Below are 14,813 nucleotides of genomic sequence, written 5' to 3'. Positions count from 1 at the left end.
GGCAGCAGGAATTTTGGCCTTTGGCCACGACGACACGATTCATCGAAGCAGCAGTTTGTAGGCACATCGTCATCGGTACGCGGGCTTCGTTCCGGTGCGTCAGCCGCACAGGCCTCTTATCGGCACACACTCTTCACTCTTCAAACCCCATTGCAATATACCCCCTAGGGGTATATAATCTTGCATGGAACCTTAGAGAATCAGAATTTCGCCACCAGGACGCCTACATCAAGGAACATCACCCAAACAGATTCAAAGGAGAACATCTATGACCGGACAAGCGCACTCCCACGATCACACTTCCGAGCACGGCCGGCATGACATCGCAACAGAGCCCGATGGAGGTCATACAAACCACGGTGAACATGACAGCCATAGCCACTCAGGTCATGCAGGGCACGGTGATCACGTGATGCAGTTCCGTCGGCTGTTCTGGATAAATCTCTTCATCGCACTACCTGTTGTATTACTCTCCCCCATGTTCGCGATGCTCATAGGCTATTCAGTTCCCAGCTGGGCCGGCTGGGTTGCTGGCGGACTCGGAACCGTCATGTATTTCTGGGGCGGCAAGCCCTTCCTTACTGGTGGGTGGGAAGAGCTGAAGAGCCGCCAACCGGGGATGATGATGCTCATAGCGTTAGGAATTACCGTCGCGTTTCTCGCATCGTGGGCGGCGACGCTCGGTTTGGTGAATCACCAACTCGAGTTTTGGTGGGAACTGGCACTACTGGTCGTCATCATGCTTCTGGGTCACTGGATCGAGATGCGTTCTCTAGCGCAAACCTCCTCGGCACTCGATTCACTTGCGGCTCTCCTGCCCGAGAAGGCCGAGCGCATCGAAGGTGAAGATGTAGTAACGGTCGACCCATCTGAACTGGAAGTGGGCAACATCGTCATTGTCCGACCAGGCGGAAGCGTTCCTGCTGATGGCACCATTGTTGAAGGCCACGCGGAAATGGACGAGTCCATGATCACAGGAGAGTCCCGTTCCATTTCCCGCGCTGAGGGAGACTCGGTGACAGCCGGTACTGTCGCCACCGATTCCGGCCTGCACGTAGAAATTACTGCCATTGGCGAGGACACTGCCTTGGCGGGGATTAACCGACTGGTATCTGATGCCCAAGATTCTTCCACGCGTGCTCAGAGAATCGCTGACCGTGCCGCTGCGCTCCTTTTCTGGTTCGCACTCGGGGCTGCTCTCATTACCGCTACTGTGTGGTCGATCTTCGGTAGTCCTGCCGATGCAGTAGAGCGCACCATCACGGTGTTGGTTATCGCCTGCCCCCACGCTCTCGGCCTTGCAATACCACTCGTGGTGTCCATAGCAACCGAACGCGCAGCCCGCAATGGTGTGTTGATCAAGGATCGCCTCGCGTTGGAATCCATGCGTGACGTCGACGTCGTTCTATTCGATAAGACCGGCACACTGACCAAGGGCGAACCTACCGTCACGGATATCGAATCCGTCGTAGACCTCGATTCTGACCGCGTGCTCGCACTGGCTGCGGCTGCTGAGGCTGATAGTGAGCATCCTTTAGCTCGAGCGATAGTCAAAGCAGCAAAAGATAAGGGCCTACGTTTCTCAACATCCAGCGATTTTAGTTCTTCCCCCGCTGTCGGCGTAAGCGCAACAGTGGATGGCCAGAACGTCCGAGTCGGTGGTCCACGTCTGCTCGAAGAATCTGGACAGGAAGAAATCGGAGCTGCCGCCAACTGGCGTGAAGAAGGCGCCATCATCCTGCACGTTGTTCGAGAAGGAGAAGTCATTGGCGGACTCAAGCTCGCTGATGAAATACGTCCCGAGTCTCGCGAGGCTGTGAATGCTCTACACCAACGGCGCATCGAGGTTGTGATGATCACCGGAGATGCTGAAGCCGTGGCCAACAAAGTTGGTCAAGAGCTGGGGATCGACCGCGTGTTCGCTGGAGTGCGGCCGGCAGACAAGTCGGCCAAGGTCGCATCTCTGCAGAAGGAGGACAAGAAGGTCGCGATGGTCGGCGACGGCGTCAACGATGCTCCAGCACTCGCCCAATCGGATGTCGGCATTGCTATTGGGGCCGGCACGGACGTGGCGATCGCTTCGGCAGGAGTCATCTTGGCCAGTTCTGACCCGCGCAGCGTCCTTTCAGTTATTCGGCTATCCAAGGCCACATACCGAAAGATGAAGCAGAATTTGTGGTGGGCTGCGGGCTACAACATAATTTCGGTTCCACTCGCTGCTGGTGTACTTGCACCGATTGGATTCGTGATGCCCATGTCCGTCGGCGCGATCCTGATGTCTCTATCAACCGTCGTTGTGGCATTTAATGCACAACTACTCCGTCGCGTGGACCTCGCACCAAATTCAACCAATCGCTCCTAATGCCGAACTCGCCATGATTCGAGGAGCAACCGGCATCGTCATCGCTGACATTCGGGGCAGAAATGTGAACTCCGTCCACCCACAACAACACGCTGAATAGGCGTCTCACACCGAACGCACGGCCGCCCCTCGCGCCCGTAGACGTTGAGCGAGCGCGAGAAGTACCCCGAAGCGCCATTCACGTTCACGTACAGCACATCGAAGCTGGTTCCGCCGGCTTCCAGGGCCCGTTCCATCACCTCGCGGGCAGCGTGAATGATTCTTTCGACGCCAACCCCGCTCAAACCAGCAGCTTTCCTCCGTGGCCGCACACCAGCAGCCCACAGGGCTTCATCAGCGTAAATATTGCCAATCCCTGCAATTACCTCTTGGTTCAAAAGCACCTGCTTGATAGGCGACTGCCTACGTTTAATGTCCTTGGCCACCGCCTGTGCATTGAAGGAAGATTCCAGCGGATCCTGCGCAATGTGCGCCGCCGAGGCTGGAACGCCCGCCGGATACTCGCCATGCGAGTCATCCACCAGGGCCACCAACTCCCAGCGCCCGAACGTCCGCTGATCCACAAAGTTCAAGTCCACGCCCCCGGAGAGCCTGGCCCTGATGCGCAAGTGGGTGGAGGTCACCGCATCTGGCTCGGTCACCAGCATCTGCCCACTCATGCCCAGGTGCACCACCAGAGCTTCAGTCGGCTCGGCCCACTGATCGCCTGTGCCAGGGATTTTCCGGCTCAGTTCCAGCCAGAGAAACTTGCCGCGGCGACGAGCCGAACGAATCAGGGCGGCGTCGAGAAGAAGAGAAAGATCCTGACCCACATGCGAGCGCACGGCGCGGGGATGCAGTACGTCCACCCCCACGAACGTCCGCCCCACCACGTGCTGCTCCAGACCAGCACGGACAACCTCGACCTCGGGCAATTCGGGCATGGGTTTAAGAAGAGGCCTGCTTCGAGGCCCGCCCAGCCTGCGAGACCTCGCCCTTGAGCAGGGTCACCATCGCCTTGGCGGCGGCGTGCTCGGCCTCCTTCTTCGTGTGGCCGGTGCCCTCGGTGCGGTGGTCCTCGCCGACAGTCGCCGTGGCGGAGAACGTCTGATCGTGTTCTGGACCCGACGCCGAGGTGCTGTACTCCGGGAGCGGGAGCTTCATGTCACTCAGGCGCTCCAGCAGCACGGTCTTCCAGTCCATATTCAAGCCGGTAGCAGGCGCCTCGCTGATGCGGCTGGCGAAGATCCGCAGCACGGTCTCGCGAGCCGTGGCGAAGCCGTGCTCCAGGTAGATCGCGCCCAGGATGGCCTCGACCGTGTCCGAGAGCGTGGAATCTTTGTCATCGCCGCCGGTAAGCATTTCACCGCGGCCAAGCAAGATGTAAGGCCCAATGCCCAGTTCGCGAGCCACGGAGGCGAGCGCGAACTTGTTCACCACGCCTGCGCGCATCTTGGACAAGTCAGACTCAGAACGGTTGGGGAACTCACGGTAGAGCTGCTCCGCAACGGACACACCCAGCACGGCGTCGCCCAAAAATTCCAGGCGCTCGTTGTCTGGGAGATTGTCATTCTCATGCGCGAAGGAGCGGTGAGTCAGCGCCAGCCGCAGATTGTCCTCCGAGAGCGTGATTCCCCACGCGTCCAGCAGTGGCTGGTGATCGGACTTGCTATACGCCGCGTTGAGGGCTACTTCGCCAGTCAGGCGACGCTTTCTAGCCATGAGTTACTGCTCATCCTCCTGAAGCTTGAACTTCTCCAAGCCGGCCCATCGTGGGTCCGGAGTGTCTTCTGCTTCCACATCTTCGGAAATGCCGTCCGGCTCCGGGGTGGATTCCTGGCAGGCGGTGCCGTAGGTCTCGCAGGTGGGAGAAAACGGCGTATTCAGGCCGGCTTCGTCGATCACCAGCTGGGAGATGTCGATGGCGTTATCTTCCACCAGGTTCGGCTCTTCGCCCTCTTCTGCTTCATCGCCTTCGATGAAATCTGGGTTCGCGCCGAATACTTCGTTGACGCGCACGGTGAACTCTGGGTTCAGTGGCTGCAAGCAGCGGGCGCAGGTGCCGGTGGCTTCGCCGTCGACCTCTGCGTTGACCATGAACGCCTCGCCCAGGTTGTTGATTGTCGCGGTGACACTGACGGGAGTGTTTTCCTCCACCGCCAGCATCTGCGCACCCCACCGAACGGGAGACGGTCCGGTGGTGTTGATCGTTTCCGACGCTCCGCTGGCGATGTCTCCAACGTGAATGACAAAAGGGTTGCTCATACCCTAGTTTGTACCCGCTTTCGGGCACTTACCGGTAACTACAGCGCATAGTCGCCGTTACCTGGTCCCTGTGGCTGTCCGTGGGACGGTGCCTGCTGTGGGCGGTAACCTGCGGCACCCGCACCCTTACGTAGCGCAGCGCGGTCGCGGTTGACCACGCGGAGCGTTTCATTCAGGGAGTTCTCAAACTCAGAGAGAGTGGAGTCCACGTAGCGGTCGCACTCGGTGCGGAGGCGATCGGAATCTGCGTGAGCGGACTCGACGATGCGGTGTGCCTCTGCTTCTGCGTTGCGCACGACCTCAGACTCGGAGACCAAGCGCTGCTGCTCGGCGATGCCTTCGTCCACAGAGCGCTGGTAAGACTCGTTACCGGAGGTAATGAGGCGCCCGGCCTCAGCCTCTGCGCGGCCGGTGACCTGCTCGTATTCGCGGCGAGCATCGGAGACCAGGCGGTCGGCCTCTGCCTCAGCTTGAGCCACGGTGGCGGTCGCACGATCCTGAGCGTCCTGCAGAATTTCATCCGCCCGCACTGTGGCATCTGCGAGGATCGCATCCCGCTCTGATTCCGCGTCCCCGATCATGGAATCGGACTGCTGCTGAGCGTCCGAGATGATGTTATCGCGGTGGTCCAAGACATCCTGAGCGTCGTCTAGCTCCACTGGAATGGCATTGCGCATTTCGTCGAGAATGTCGAGCACCTCACGGCGCGGCACCATGCAGTTTGCGGTCATGGGCACGCCGTAAGCCTGCTCCACCATCTGCTGTAGATCGTCCATACCCTGGAATGTCTTGTACATGGCATCCACTATGGCACCTCTACTCCACGGTGTTGCTCAAAGACACGCGTGTTAATTCATGTGACAGAAGAAAATAGAGGGAATGTTGGGTAACACGGAGGTAAACAGGCTGCGGTGGAATGCTCTGGGTGCTCGTTGAGCTCAGCCCCCGCGCCCTACTTCGCGTACTTGGCCTTCACAGCCTCGACGACAGGCTCCGGCAACAATCCATCAATGTCTCCGCCGTACTTGGCCACTTCCTTGCACAAGGTCGAGGACACGTATCCATATTCCGGGCTGGTAAGCAGGAAGTACGTATCCGCCCCGGACAGGCGCTGGTTCATCTGCGCCATTGGCAGTTCGTACTCGTAATCCAATGAGCTGCGCAGACCCTTAACCATCGCCGTGATGTTGTTCTGGGTCAGGTAGTCCACCAGCAACTTGTCCCACGTATCTACGCGCACGTTCTGCGGAGGATTCGGCAGGGACTGCAAGGATTTCTCAATCAGCTCCACGCGCTCTTCGGCCGTGAACAGCCCGTTCTTGTTGGGGTTGTACGTCACCAAGATGGTCACCTGCTCCCAATCTGAGGCAGCGCGGGTGAAGATATCCAGGTGGCCTAGGGTCACGGGGTCAAAGGATCCGGGGCAAACTACATGCATGCCCCACAGTCTACGTGCCTAACCGCGCCAAATCGCCATGTCGAAGCGCGCGATGCCGTAGGTCCGCTTCTTCAACTTCTGGTCGGTCCGCTCAAAGCCTTCCGGCCACACCACTTCGCGAGCATCGGACGGCCGCTCGATAATCACCACCGCATCCTCAGCCAGCACGCGAGAAAGCGCTGCGACCAGCTCGTCCGTGGCCTCATCGGTCAGCTCGTACGGAGGATCAGCAAACACCATCGTGAAGTGGTTCTGCGGAGCGGTATGCAAATAGGTGGATGCCTTGGCCTCCACCACGTGGGTTGACGGATGCCCCACCACCTTCGCGTTCGCGTTGATGATCTCGGCTGCGCGGTGGTTGAAGTCCACCAACGTGACCTCGGCCGCCCCGCGCGAGGCAGCCTCCAGCCCCAGCGCACCCGAGCCCGCGAACAGATCCAACACGCGCTCGCCCTCGAACCCGAAGCGCACCTGCAGCGAGGAAAACAGTCCCTCGCGTGCGCGGTCAGACGTAGGACGCGTGCCAGCCGGCGGAACCTTGATTTTCCTGCCCCGAGCAGTTCCAGAAATGATGCGCGTCATGAGTCTTCTCCTCGCACTGCCTCAATCACCAGCAGCTCATCTCCCCCGGCCACTGCCACGAAGTCCTCGTGTATGCTCCGCCGCACCACTCCCGGCCCCGGCGCCAGCACGGGCGCTTCCAGCTTCATTGCTTCCACCACTGCCACTGCAGCACCAGTGTCCACCTCATCCCCATCTGCCACGAGGAATCGAGCCGTCCCCGCGAATGGTGCGCAAATCTTCATGTCCCACATCCTAACCGGCGCGGTACATCCCACTCCGCAGCCGGGAGAGCAAACTAGTTGCGCTCGATGTAATCCTGCTCATCCACGTCCAGGCCGGCCACCAAATTCCGTGCCAATTGTTCGTCATAACTGACCAGCTCCATGGCATAGCGCCGCGCCTCAAGGATGATCTCCTCGTCCTCCGTGAGATCCAGCAGCGTGGCCCTGCGCACGCGCGCCCCGGACTGGCTCTCGCCCAGGATGTCCCCCTCCGTGCGTTGCTTGAGGTCCAATTCCGCCAGCACAAAGCCGTCCAGAGTCCCCGCCACAGCCTCCAGCCGCGCGTAGCTGGGACTGCCCTCTTCCGCTTCCGTATGCAACAAGCACACCGCATCAGCGCTTCCGCGGCCCACCCGTCCGCGCAACTGGTGAAGCTGAGATACGCCGAAGTTCTCGGCGTCGAGAATTAACATCATGGTCGCATTGGGAACGTCCACGCCCACCTCAATGACCGTGGTGGCCACCAACACATCGATGTCGCCGCGGGAGAACAGGCCCATGACCTCGTCTTTATCCTCGGCGTTCATGCGCCCGTGCAGTACTGCAACGGTGGCATCGGGCAGGATCTGGGTGGCAATGCGCTCGCCCCAGGCCTCCACGCCGTCGTCGCCATCGATGCGCGGCACCACCACATAAGCCTGCCTGCCCGCGCGAATTTCCTCGGCCATACGCTGCCACGCGCGCTCCACCCACCGGGGCTTCCACGCAGGCACCACCGAGGTGGAAATCTTTCCGCGACCAGCCGGTAGACCTTCCAAACGCACCGATTGCAGATCGCCGAACATCGTCATCGCCACCGTGCGCGGAATGGGTGTGGCCGTCATGACCAGCGTGTGCGGCGTGCGATCCATCGGCGCCATCTCTCGCAGCTTGTCGCGCTGCCGCACACCAAAACGGTGTTGCTCGTCCACGATAACCAAACCCAGATCCGCGAATTCCACACCGTCTTGGATCAGTGCATGCGTACCCACCACAATGTCCGCCTGACCACTAATGATGTTGAGCAGGCTGAGCTTCTTCTCGGCCGTTTTCTGCGAGCCAGTCAGCAGGGTCACGCCCACGGTGGTGCCGGACAGCAGCTGCGTCAGCGTGCGCGCATGTTGCGCTGCCAGCACCTCGGTCGGCGCGATGAAGGCGCACTGAAAACCAGCCTGCACCACCTGCATCATCGCCAGCAGCGCCACCACAGTCTTGCCGCTGCCCACGTCTCCTTGCAGCATCAGCTGCGCCGGGTTCGTACTGTTAAGGGCCTCGCTGATGCGTTCCAGCGCGTGGGTTTGCCCCTCGCTCAAGGTGTACGGCAAGGCTTTTTTTACCTCCGACGCCACACCCGTGTCCTGCGGAGCCATCGCCACCGACGTCCGCTTCTCCGCATCCGCGCGACGCAGCGCCATCACCACTTGCAGCTCAAGCGCTTCGTTGAATTTGATGCGGCTCTGCGCGGCGAACGGCCCCTCTACCGGAGGTTGGTGGATCTCCCGCACGGCCTGGGCAAAGGAAATCAACGGCTCACCCTCTGGGTCGATCGGCCAGGCCGGAGCAGGCGCGTCTGTGGACGCAGCAGGCAGGACCTCGGCGGGCTGGTCCACAGCCGCGAGAACCTTGTCCATCACGCCGATCAGCTCGGCGGTGGACGTGCCGGGACGGCGCGGGTAGCTCGGCAGCCACGGCTTGCTCAACAGCTCTTGGGCCTGCTCGCCCGAACCCGCCACGTCCACGATCGTTTTGAGCGGCCCGAACGCGCCGAACTTAGCACCTTCCCCGGGATGCACGGTGACGTAGCTGGGGTTTTTCAATTGCCACGCCTCACGGAAGCGCCCCAGCTTTCCGTAGAGCAGCACGATGGTTCCGGCGGTCAAGCAGGCCTTATGCAGACCCGGATTGCCAAACAGCGCGGATTCCATCATCGCCGCGCCGTCGGTAAACGTGAAGGAGACGATGGTGCGAGGGCCGCGACCGGAACGGTTTTCCCGCTCAGAGACGTTGATGATCTCTGCCACGCACGTGTACATCTCCCCCTCTTCCAGCAGGTCGAGAGCCTCGGTACTGCCCGCGCGAACGTACTTGGTGGGGAAATTCAACAATGCGTCCGTCATGATGCGCAGCTTGGGCCTATCCGCCAGCTTGCGGGCCCGATCCGGAGTGATGACCTGCGAGAGAGGCCGCTGATCTTCCCACCCGAGCATCTATTCCACTCCGATCTCCACCACGTGCCCCACGGAATCAGCAGCCATGCCCTCCGCTGGGTAATCGTGGAATTCAATATCTGGATGCTGCCGTTGCATATGCGCCCGCAGCTTCTCCATCTCGTCGTCGCTGACTTCCGGCGTGGACCACAGCAAGGTAACCAGCTCGCCGCCCTCAGCCAACATCTCGTCCAAGTCGGCGATCATCGCATCCCCAGTGGACATGCAGAACCGCTGTGCAGAAACAGCGTCGACCATATCTTCCACATCATCGTCATGATCATTGGCAGGATCATGCACGGCCAGAGCCGCCAGCCCACCCACTAAAGAGCTGGTATCAATGGCACTGAGATCAAAGCCCTGGTTGAGGATCGATGAGGCATCTCGGCCGTTGGTCAGCACCACCAAGGACCCAGTTCCGGACATCGCCAGCAGATCGCGAACTTCTTGGGCAGAGGCGCGCTCTACGTCCAAAGTGATTGCTCCGGCATTTTCAAAGATGCTCGCGACCCCTCCTGTGGGAGCCAGCGCGATGATCGGTGACGAGGGAAACTCCGAATCCGGCAGTACTTCCAGCCGCAGGTCGGAGACACCTCCAAGCTCATAAGCACGCTCGATGACGGCCCCTGGGAAACGAGTGTGAATGTGCACTCGCACCAGGTTGTCTCCTGCCTGGGCGATGACCAAGCTGTTGCCGTTGCGATCGAGAAAAGCGCGCAGTGCGGCAAAGGAGGAAGGGTCGGCGCTGGCGTCGAACATGAACATGACCTCCAGCTCCGCAGAACCACTGCCATGCACGCCGATCTCAGGATCGGTGGCGGGGTCCTTCTCCGGGCTGGAATTGTCTGCAGAAGCTGGTTCGGATTGAGTGCTGCCCGAAGCTGCTGCATCGGTAGGATCCGCTTCCCCCTCCGCTCCAGCGTTTTCCCCGGCAGCTCCCTCGATGGCTCGGCTCGCACCAGACTCGCCGCTCAGGGTGTCGTACAAGGACTGCAAGATGACCACGAGACCGCGCCCACCTGCATCAACCACGCCCGCCTTGGCCAGCACGTCCAGCTGTGTGGGGGTTTGCTCCAACGCAACTTCCGCAGCGTGCAAGGCCTGACCCACCGTCTCAGTGAGCGAGGCACGCCCCGAAGCCGCACCCTCGGCAGCCGCACGAAGCACCGTGAGGATCGTGCCCTCAACGGGCGAAGAAATAGACGTCTTCACAAAGTCGACAGACAGCTGCAACATTTTCACCACGGCTTGGCTATCGATCTTCCCCCGGGACGCCGTATCAGACAGCGCCCGCAACACCTGCGAAAGCACCATGCCCGAGTTGCCCCGCGCCCCACGCACCGCACCGCTAGCCAGAGCCGTGGTGACGTCCTGCACGTCCTCAGAATCGGCTTGATCAGCAGAATCTACAGCGACCGCCATGGTGTAGGCCATGTTGGAACCGGTATCGGAATCCGGAATCGGAAAAACATTCAGACGGTTGATCTCCGCCTGACGCTCCCGCAACCCCGCTGCTGCCCGGCGCGCCCATTGAGTGATCAAGGGTCCGTCGAGGTTTTCTGCCATGTGCACCAGCCTAGCTGTTCAGCGACCAGTTGACGGGATCGGCACCCAGGGAGGCCAGCAGTTGGTTCGCTCCGGTAAAAGGGTGCGAGCCGAAAAACCCGCGATATGCGGACAGCGGAGACGGATGCGGCGAGGCGATGACGCGATCCGGTCCAAACAATGGCGCGAACTTCTGTGCTGGCTTCCCCCAGAGAATCGCCACTGTGTCCGGGCGCTCAGCCACTTGCTTGACAACCGATTCAGTGATCTGCTCCCATCCGCGGTTGTGGTGGCTTCCCGGTTGCCCGGCGCGCACCGTGAGAACACGGTTGAGCAGCATCACCCCCTGCTCCGCCCACGGGGACAAATCTCCACTGGTGGGGCGATCAAACCCCAAGTCCGTTTGGTATTCCGCAAAGATGTTGGCCAGCGATTTCGGTAACTTCGCTTGCGCGGGCAGGTCCGCAGAAAACGACAGCCCCACCGCGTGCCCGGGCGTGGGATACGGGTCCTGCCCCACGATTAACACGCGTACGTCCTCCGGCGCCATGCGCAACGCCCGCAGGATCAGATGCGGTTCCGGCAGGATCTGTTCCTCATGTTGTGCTTCCGCCAGAACGTCTTGCAGAACATTTTCGACGCCATGCACCTGCCAGCCCGGGTGAATTTGCTCCACCAGCTGGGGGATATTCATTTGCTCGTTCCCCGGTGCGTTCACAGCGACTGCCACCCGGTGGTGTACGTGGGTCGGTTTCCACCGATGGTCACAAACGGGGCGTCCGGATCGGTTTCGTCGAGCCTGCGCACCATGCCGATTGGGCGGTACGAAGCAGGCAAGCGCGAATCTGTGGTGCCGATCAGTGTGTGGTCTTCCCCACCGGTAAGCACCCACTTCCACGGGTCGCATCCGGTGCGCTCTGCTGCGTGCAACAGATTGCTATCGGGCGCGACGGCTTCCACGTCTACGTCAATGCACACGCCTGAGCGCTGCGCGATCACAGAGAGATCCGCCACCAAGCCATCGGAGTTATCCGTCATGGAGCTCGCCCCGGCCGCACGCGCGACGGTGCCGCGCCCCACCTCAAGCTTCGGTGAGCAATGCCAAGACACGAGCTCCTGCAGGATCGGATCATCCTGTGGGACGGACTTGCGAGATCCGAAGTACTGCAGCACATCCAGTCCTGCTGCCGAATAGCCGATGTTGCCCGAGGCGATCACTCGGTGCCCCACTCCCGCGCCGTCCAAAGTCAAGGCTGGCGCTGGTCCTCCCAGCTCTCCGAGTGCAGTCAGCGACAAGACCAGATCCTCGGCCCGCACCACGTCGCCACCTACGAGCTCGGCACCCCACGGAGTGGCTGCATCGTTAATGCCGCGGGCTAGCTCCGAGATGGTCTCCAGGGGCATGTCCCCCGGGGTCACGATCGCCAGCAGCAAAGCGGTGGGACGTGCGCCCATCGCTTGAATGTCCGCGAAGTTCTGCATCACTGCCTTTACGCCCACCTCATAGGGAGACGAGTAGCGGAAACGGAAGTGCCGACCCCGCACCAGGATGTCCGTAGTACAGACTTGGCGAGCGTTCGACGTGGTGGAATCCAGCACGGCTGCATCATCACCGTTGAGGGAGCTAGGTGCGGCGGAGCGGATCGCCGCGATGGTTCCGGCTTCGCCCGCCTGTTCCACGGTGATGTTTCGTGCCATAGCCGTCCTCAACCGTCCTCGGTGTTTCATGTGTACGTCAGTGTGTGCGCACCAGTGCGTGTGTCTGTCTCTACCTCAAGCAATGTCAAGGCCGAAAGACGCGTATCAACAGTTCAACATACGTGACACAACTACACCATGCCGGATCTGCACCCCTACTTACCTGCCCTACTAACAGCTGCGCGAACACCGACCTAGAATATTCCACTATGTCGTCTCCTGTCACTGACTCTTCTTCTCCCGCACCGCGCACTGCCACTGGTTCGTCCGCGGATGCTTCACGGGATTCCTCGCGCCTGCCGATCATTATCGCGCTGGTTCTCGCCGTGCTGTTTGTGATCGCCGTGGTGGTGGGAGCGCGCATCGTCATGGAACGCCAGAGCATGGTTCCCATCGCGATGGGTCCCGTGGATGCCCCAGACGCCGAGAGCCAGACCTGCTCGCAGTACATCTCCGACCTGCCCCAAGAGCTCGGCGGTTACAAGAACGTTGGCCTGGTTGACCCCGCCCCCGCAGGCGCCGCGGGCTACCGAAACCTGGCCAAGGACGAGCTGACTGTTCGTTGCGGCGTGCGCCTTCCGGACCAGTACACCGTGTTGTCCCCCACCATTGAGGCCGACGGCTCGAAGTGGCTGGAAGTCGTGGACGCCACCCCAGGCTCCGACCTACGCACCTGGTACTCCGTCGGCTCCAGCCCCGCGGTGGCCGTGACCAGTAGCAATGACATCACCGAACAACTGGGTTCCCTCGGCCACGCCACCAAGTCTTTCCCCGGCGAGGCTCCCGAACCTGGCCCGTACCCTCTGTCCGAGATTCCTATGGTCTCTTCGTCCGACGCAAACTCCGTCTGTTCCGAGTTCCTCAACGCCCTACCTGATTCCTTTGCCGGGTATGCACGCGAGGAACGCGAAGGAGCACCGTCTCGCAGCGCCACCTACCTCAGTACGGACTCCGCCGAACCTGTGGTGGTTCGCTGCGGCGCCGAGCTGCCAGAGAGCTACGGCTCCGGCGAGAACATCACTCAGGTCAACGACGTGGCGTGGTTCGCCGAGCCATCCGTGGCACAAGGCTCCACCACCGGCGTGTGGTACGCGCTGAGCCACGAACAGATCGTGGCCGTGTCTATGCCGAACAACGTGGGCAACGCCGCCGTCGACGCTGTGACCGAGGCCATCAGCTCCACCATGAAGCTGGAACAGAAGTAACGCTGCCCAACCTCCCGCTCTAGTGTGCTGGGTGCTCCAAGGCCCTCTCAATCAGCGTGGACAGAAGCTCTCTGTAGGCGACGTTGGAAGCCGCGAACATCTTGGGGTACATCGAGATCGGCGTGAAGCCGGGCATGGTGTTGATCTCGTTGAGCACCGGCCCCTTATCCGTGACAAAAAAGTCCACGCGAGCTAGGCCCTCGCAGCCCAAAGCCTCAAACGTGGCGATCGACCAGTCCTGCACCTGCGTGGTCATCGCTGGATCGATCGGGGCGGGGATGGCGGCGCTGACTGTGTTATCCACGTACTTGGCGTCGAAACCATAGAAACCTTCGTACCCATCTCCGGTTCCCTGCAACAAGGCCGGGACGGACGCGACCAGCTCACCGGATGGCTGCTGCAGCACGCCGCACTCCACCTCAGCCCCATAAATCATGGACTCGATGACCACCTTGTCATCGTTGTTAAACGCTTCCTTCAGGGCAACGGGAAGTTCCTCCCACGCGTCCACCTTGGAAATACCGATCGACGAACCGCCGCGGGCTGGCTTCACGAATACCGGCAGGCCCAGCTCCTGCTGCTCCTGCTCGGTGAGCTCTCGCTCCTCGGAAATAACCAGCTCATGAGTGACCGGGATGCCCGCCTCACGGGCCAGCTTCTTGGTGAACACCTTGTCCATGCCCGCCGCAGAGGCCAGCACGCCATTACCCACATACGGGACGCCTACGAGGTCGAACAGACCCTGGATAGTGCCGTCCTCGCCGTTGAGCCCGTGCAGGACTGGGAAGATGACATCGACGTCCGCAAACGGCTCACCGGCGTTATCCCCCGTGGTGTAGCGCATGTGGCCAGGCTGACCGCCAAAGACCAGCTGGACGTGCTCGCCGCTATCGCTGACGCGCGGCATAGTGGCCCCCTGAGCCTTGAGCTGCTCGCTGAGCTCGCTGATATTCGGATTCTGCGGGATCCACGCACCCTTCTGGGTGATGCCCACAGGCACTACCTGGTAGCGATCGGGATCCAGATGAGACATCACGGCCCCCGCAGAGATGCAGCTCACCGAATGCTCCGTGGACTGGCCACCGAACAAAATAGCGACGGTTACTTTTCCATCGCGGGGTTTCGCTGCGTTTACCTCGGACGATGCCCGTGCCTCCGACGGCGAGGAACCCGCCGAAGACTGCTTAGCGGACACGGTTGCTGAGGTAGGGGCTGCAAAATTATTCACGGCACCCAACTCTACCGATCAAGAAGACACGTCACTCACTGGGACACACTGAATACGGCACA

At 60.9% G+C, this 14,813-nt stretch carries 14 protein-coding genes; 2 read left to right on the top strand and 12 right to left on the bottom strand.

Annotation, left to right across the window (positions count from 1 at the left end; genetic code table 11):
* Positions 1-268 precede the first annotated feature (268 nt).
* Positions 269-2,362, top strand: a complete 2,094-nt coding sequence (locus IM764_RS08655; RefSeq protein WP_099297141.1) for a heavy metal translocating P-type ATPase — start codon at positions 269-271, stop codon at positions 2,360-2,362.
* Between the two features lie 38 nt (positions 2,363-2,400).
* Here the strand turns inward: IM764_RS08655 and mutM are convergent, their stop codons facing one another.
* The 11 genes from mutM to IM764_RS08600 all read right to left on the bottom strand — a co-directional run bounded on the left by mutM (position 2,401) and on the right by IM764_RS08600 (position 12,318).
* Complete coding sequence (gene mutM / locus IM764_RS08650; protein WP_099297143.1) at positions 2,401-3,285, bottom strand: bifunctional DNA-formamidopyrimidine glycosylase/DNA-(apurinic or apyrimidinic site) lyase; 885 nt, start codon at positions 3,283-3,285, stop codon at positions 2,401-2,403.
* A 4-nt stretch (positions 3,286-3,289) separates the two neighbouring features.
* Complete coding sequence (gene rnc, locus IM764_RS08645; protein WP_194187551.1) at positions 3,290-4,063, bottom strand: ribonuclease III; 774 nt, start codon at positions 4,061-4,063, stop codon at positions 3,290-3,292.
* Positions 4,064-4,066: 3 nt separating this feature from the next.
* Entirely contained in the window at positions 4,067-4,606 is a 540-nt protein-coding gene (locus IM764_RS08640; protein ID WP_099297147.1) for a DUF177 domain-containing protein, read from the bottom strand.
* A gap of 38 nt (positions 4,607-4,644) precedes the next feature.
* Positions 4,645-5,403, bottom strand: coding sequence for an ATP synthase F0 subunit B (locus tag IM764_RS08635; RefSeq protein WP_099297581.1), 759 nt, complete (start codon positions 5,401-5,403; stop codon positions 4,645-4,647).
* Positions 5,404-5,558: 155 nt separating this feature from the next.
* On the bottom strand, positions 5,559-6,044 hold the full coding sequence (gene coaD / locus IM764_RS08630; RefSeq protein WP_099297149.1) for a pantetheine-phosphate adenylyltransferase: 486 nt from the start codon (positions 6,042-6,044) through the stop codon (positions 5,559-5,561).
* An 18-nt stretch (positions 6,045-6,062) separates the two neighbouring features.
* Entirely contained in the window at positions 6,063-6,626 is a 564-nt protein-coding gene (gene rsmD, locus IM764_RS08625; protein ID WP_194187550.1) for a 16S rRNA (guanine(966)-N(2))-methyltransferase RsmD, read from the bottom strand.
* Positions 6,623-6,850, bottom strand: a complete 228-nt coding sequence (locus IM764_RS08620; RefSeq protein WP_194187549.1) for a biotin/lipoyl-containing protein — start codon at positions 6,848-6,850, stop codon at positions 6,623-6,625. The genes rsmD and IM764_RS08620 overlap by 4 nt, the downstream gene beginning before the upstream one ends.
* Before the next feature lie 53 nt (positions 6,851-6,903).
* Positions 6,904-9,075, bottom strand: a complete 2,172-nt coding sequence (locus IM764_RS08615; protein WP_194187548.1) for an ATP-dependent DNA helicase RecG — start codon at positions 9,073-9,075, stop codon at positions 6,904-6,906.
* A complete protein-coding gene (locus IM764_RS08610; protein WP_099297157.1) occupies positions 9,076-10,641 on the bottom strand; it encodes a DAK2 domain-containing protein in 1,566 nt (521 codons plus the stop codon).
* A gap of 10 nt (positions 10,642-10,651) precedes the next feature.
* The gene (locus IM764_RS08605; protein ID WP_099297583.1) at positions 10,652-11,314 is read right to left on the bottom strand and encodes a uracil-DNA glycosylase; all 663 of its coding nucleotides are present in this window, start codon (positions 11,312-11,314) and stop codon (positions 10,652-10,654) included.
* Between the two features lie 20 nt (positions 11,315-11,334).
* The gene (locus tag IM764_RS08600; protein ID WP_099297159.1) at positions 11,335-12,318 is read right to left on the bottom strand and encodes a thiamine-phosphate kinase; all 984 of its coding nucleotides are present in this window, start codon (positions 12,316-12,318) and stop codon (positions 11,335-11,337) included.
* Positions 12,319-12,527: 209 nt separating this feature from the next.
* On the opposite strand from IM764_RS08600, the gene IM764_RS08595 reads away from it, so the two are divergent.
* Complete coding sequence (locus tag IM764_RS08595; RefSeq protein WP_099297161.1) at positions 12,528-13,523, top strand: DUF3515 domain-containing protein; 996 nt, start codon at positions 12,528-12,530, stop codon at positions 13,521-13,523.
* Positions 13,524-13,542: 19 nt separating this feature from the next.
* On the opposite strand, the gene IM764_RS08590 is transcribed toward IM764_RS08595, so the two are convergent.
* Entirely contained in the window at positions 13,543-14,751 is a 1,209-nt protein-coding gene (locus tag IM764_RS08590; RefSeq protein ID WP_288801068.1) for a D-alanine--D-alanine ligase family protein, read from the bottom strand.
* Positions 14,752-14,813 lie beyond the last annotated feature (62 nt).

It is taken from the genome of Corynebacterium sp. ED61, from assembly GCF_015233855.1.
In the GTDB taxonomy this organism is placed as follows: domain Bacteria; phylum Actinomycetota; class Actinomycetes; order Mycobacteriales; family Mycobacteriaceae; genus Corynebacterium; species Corynebacterium dentalis.
The sequence above is the reverse complement of the archived record's forward strand: the minus strand, read 5'-3'. Positions and strand labels throughout refer to the sequence as shown.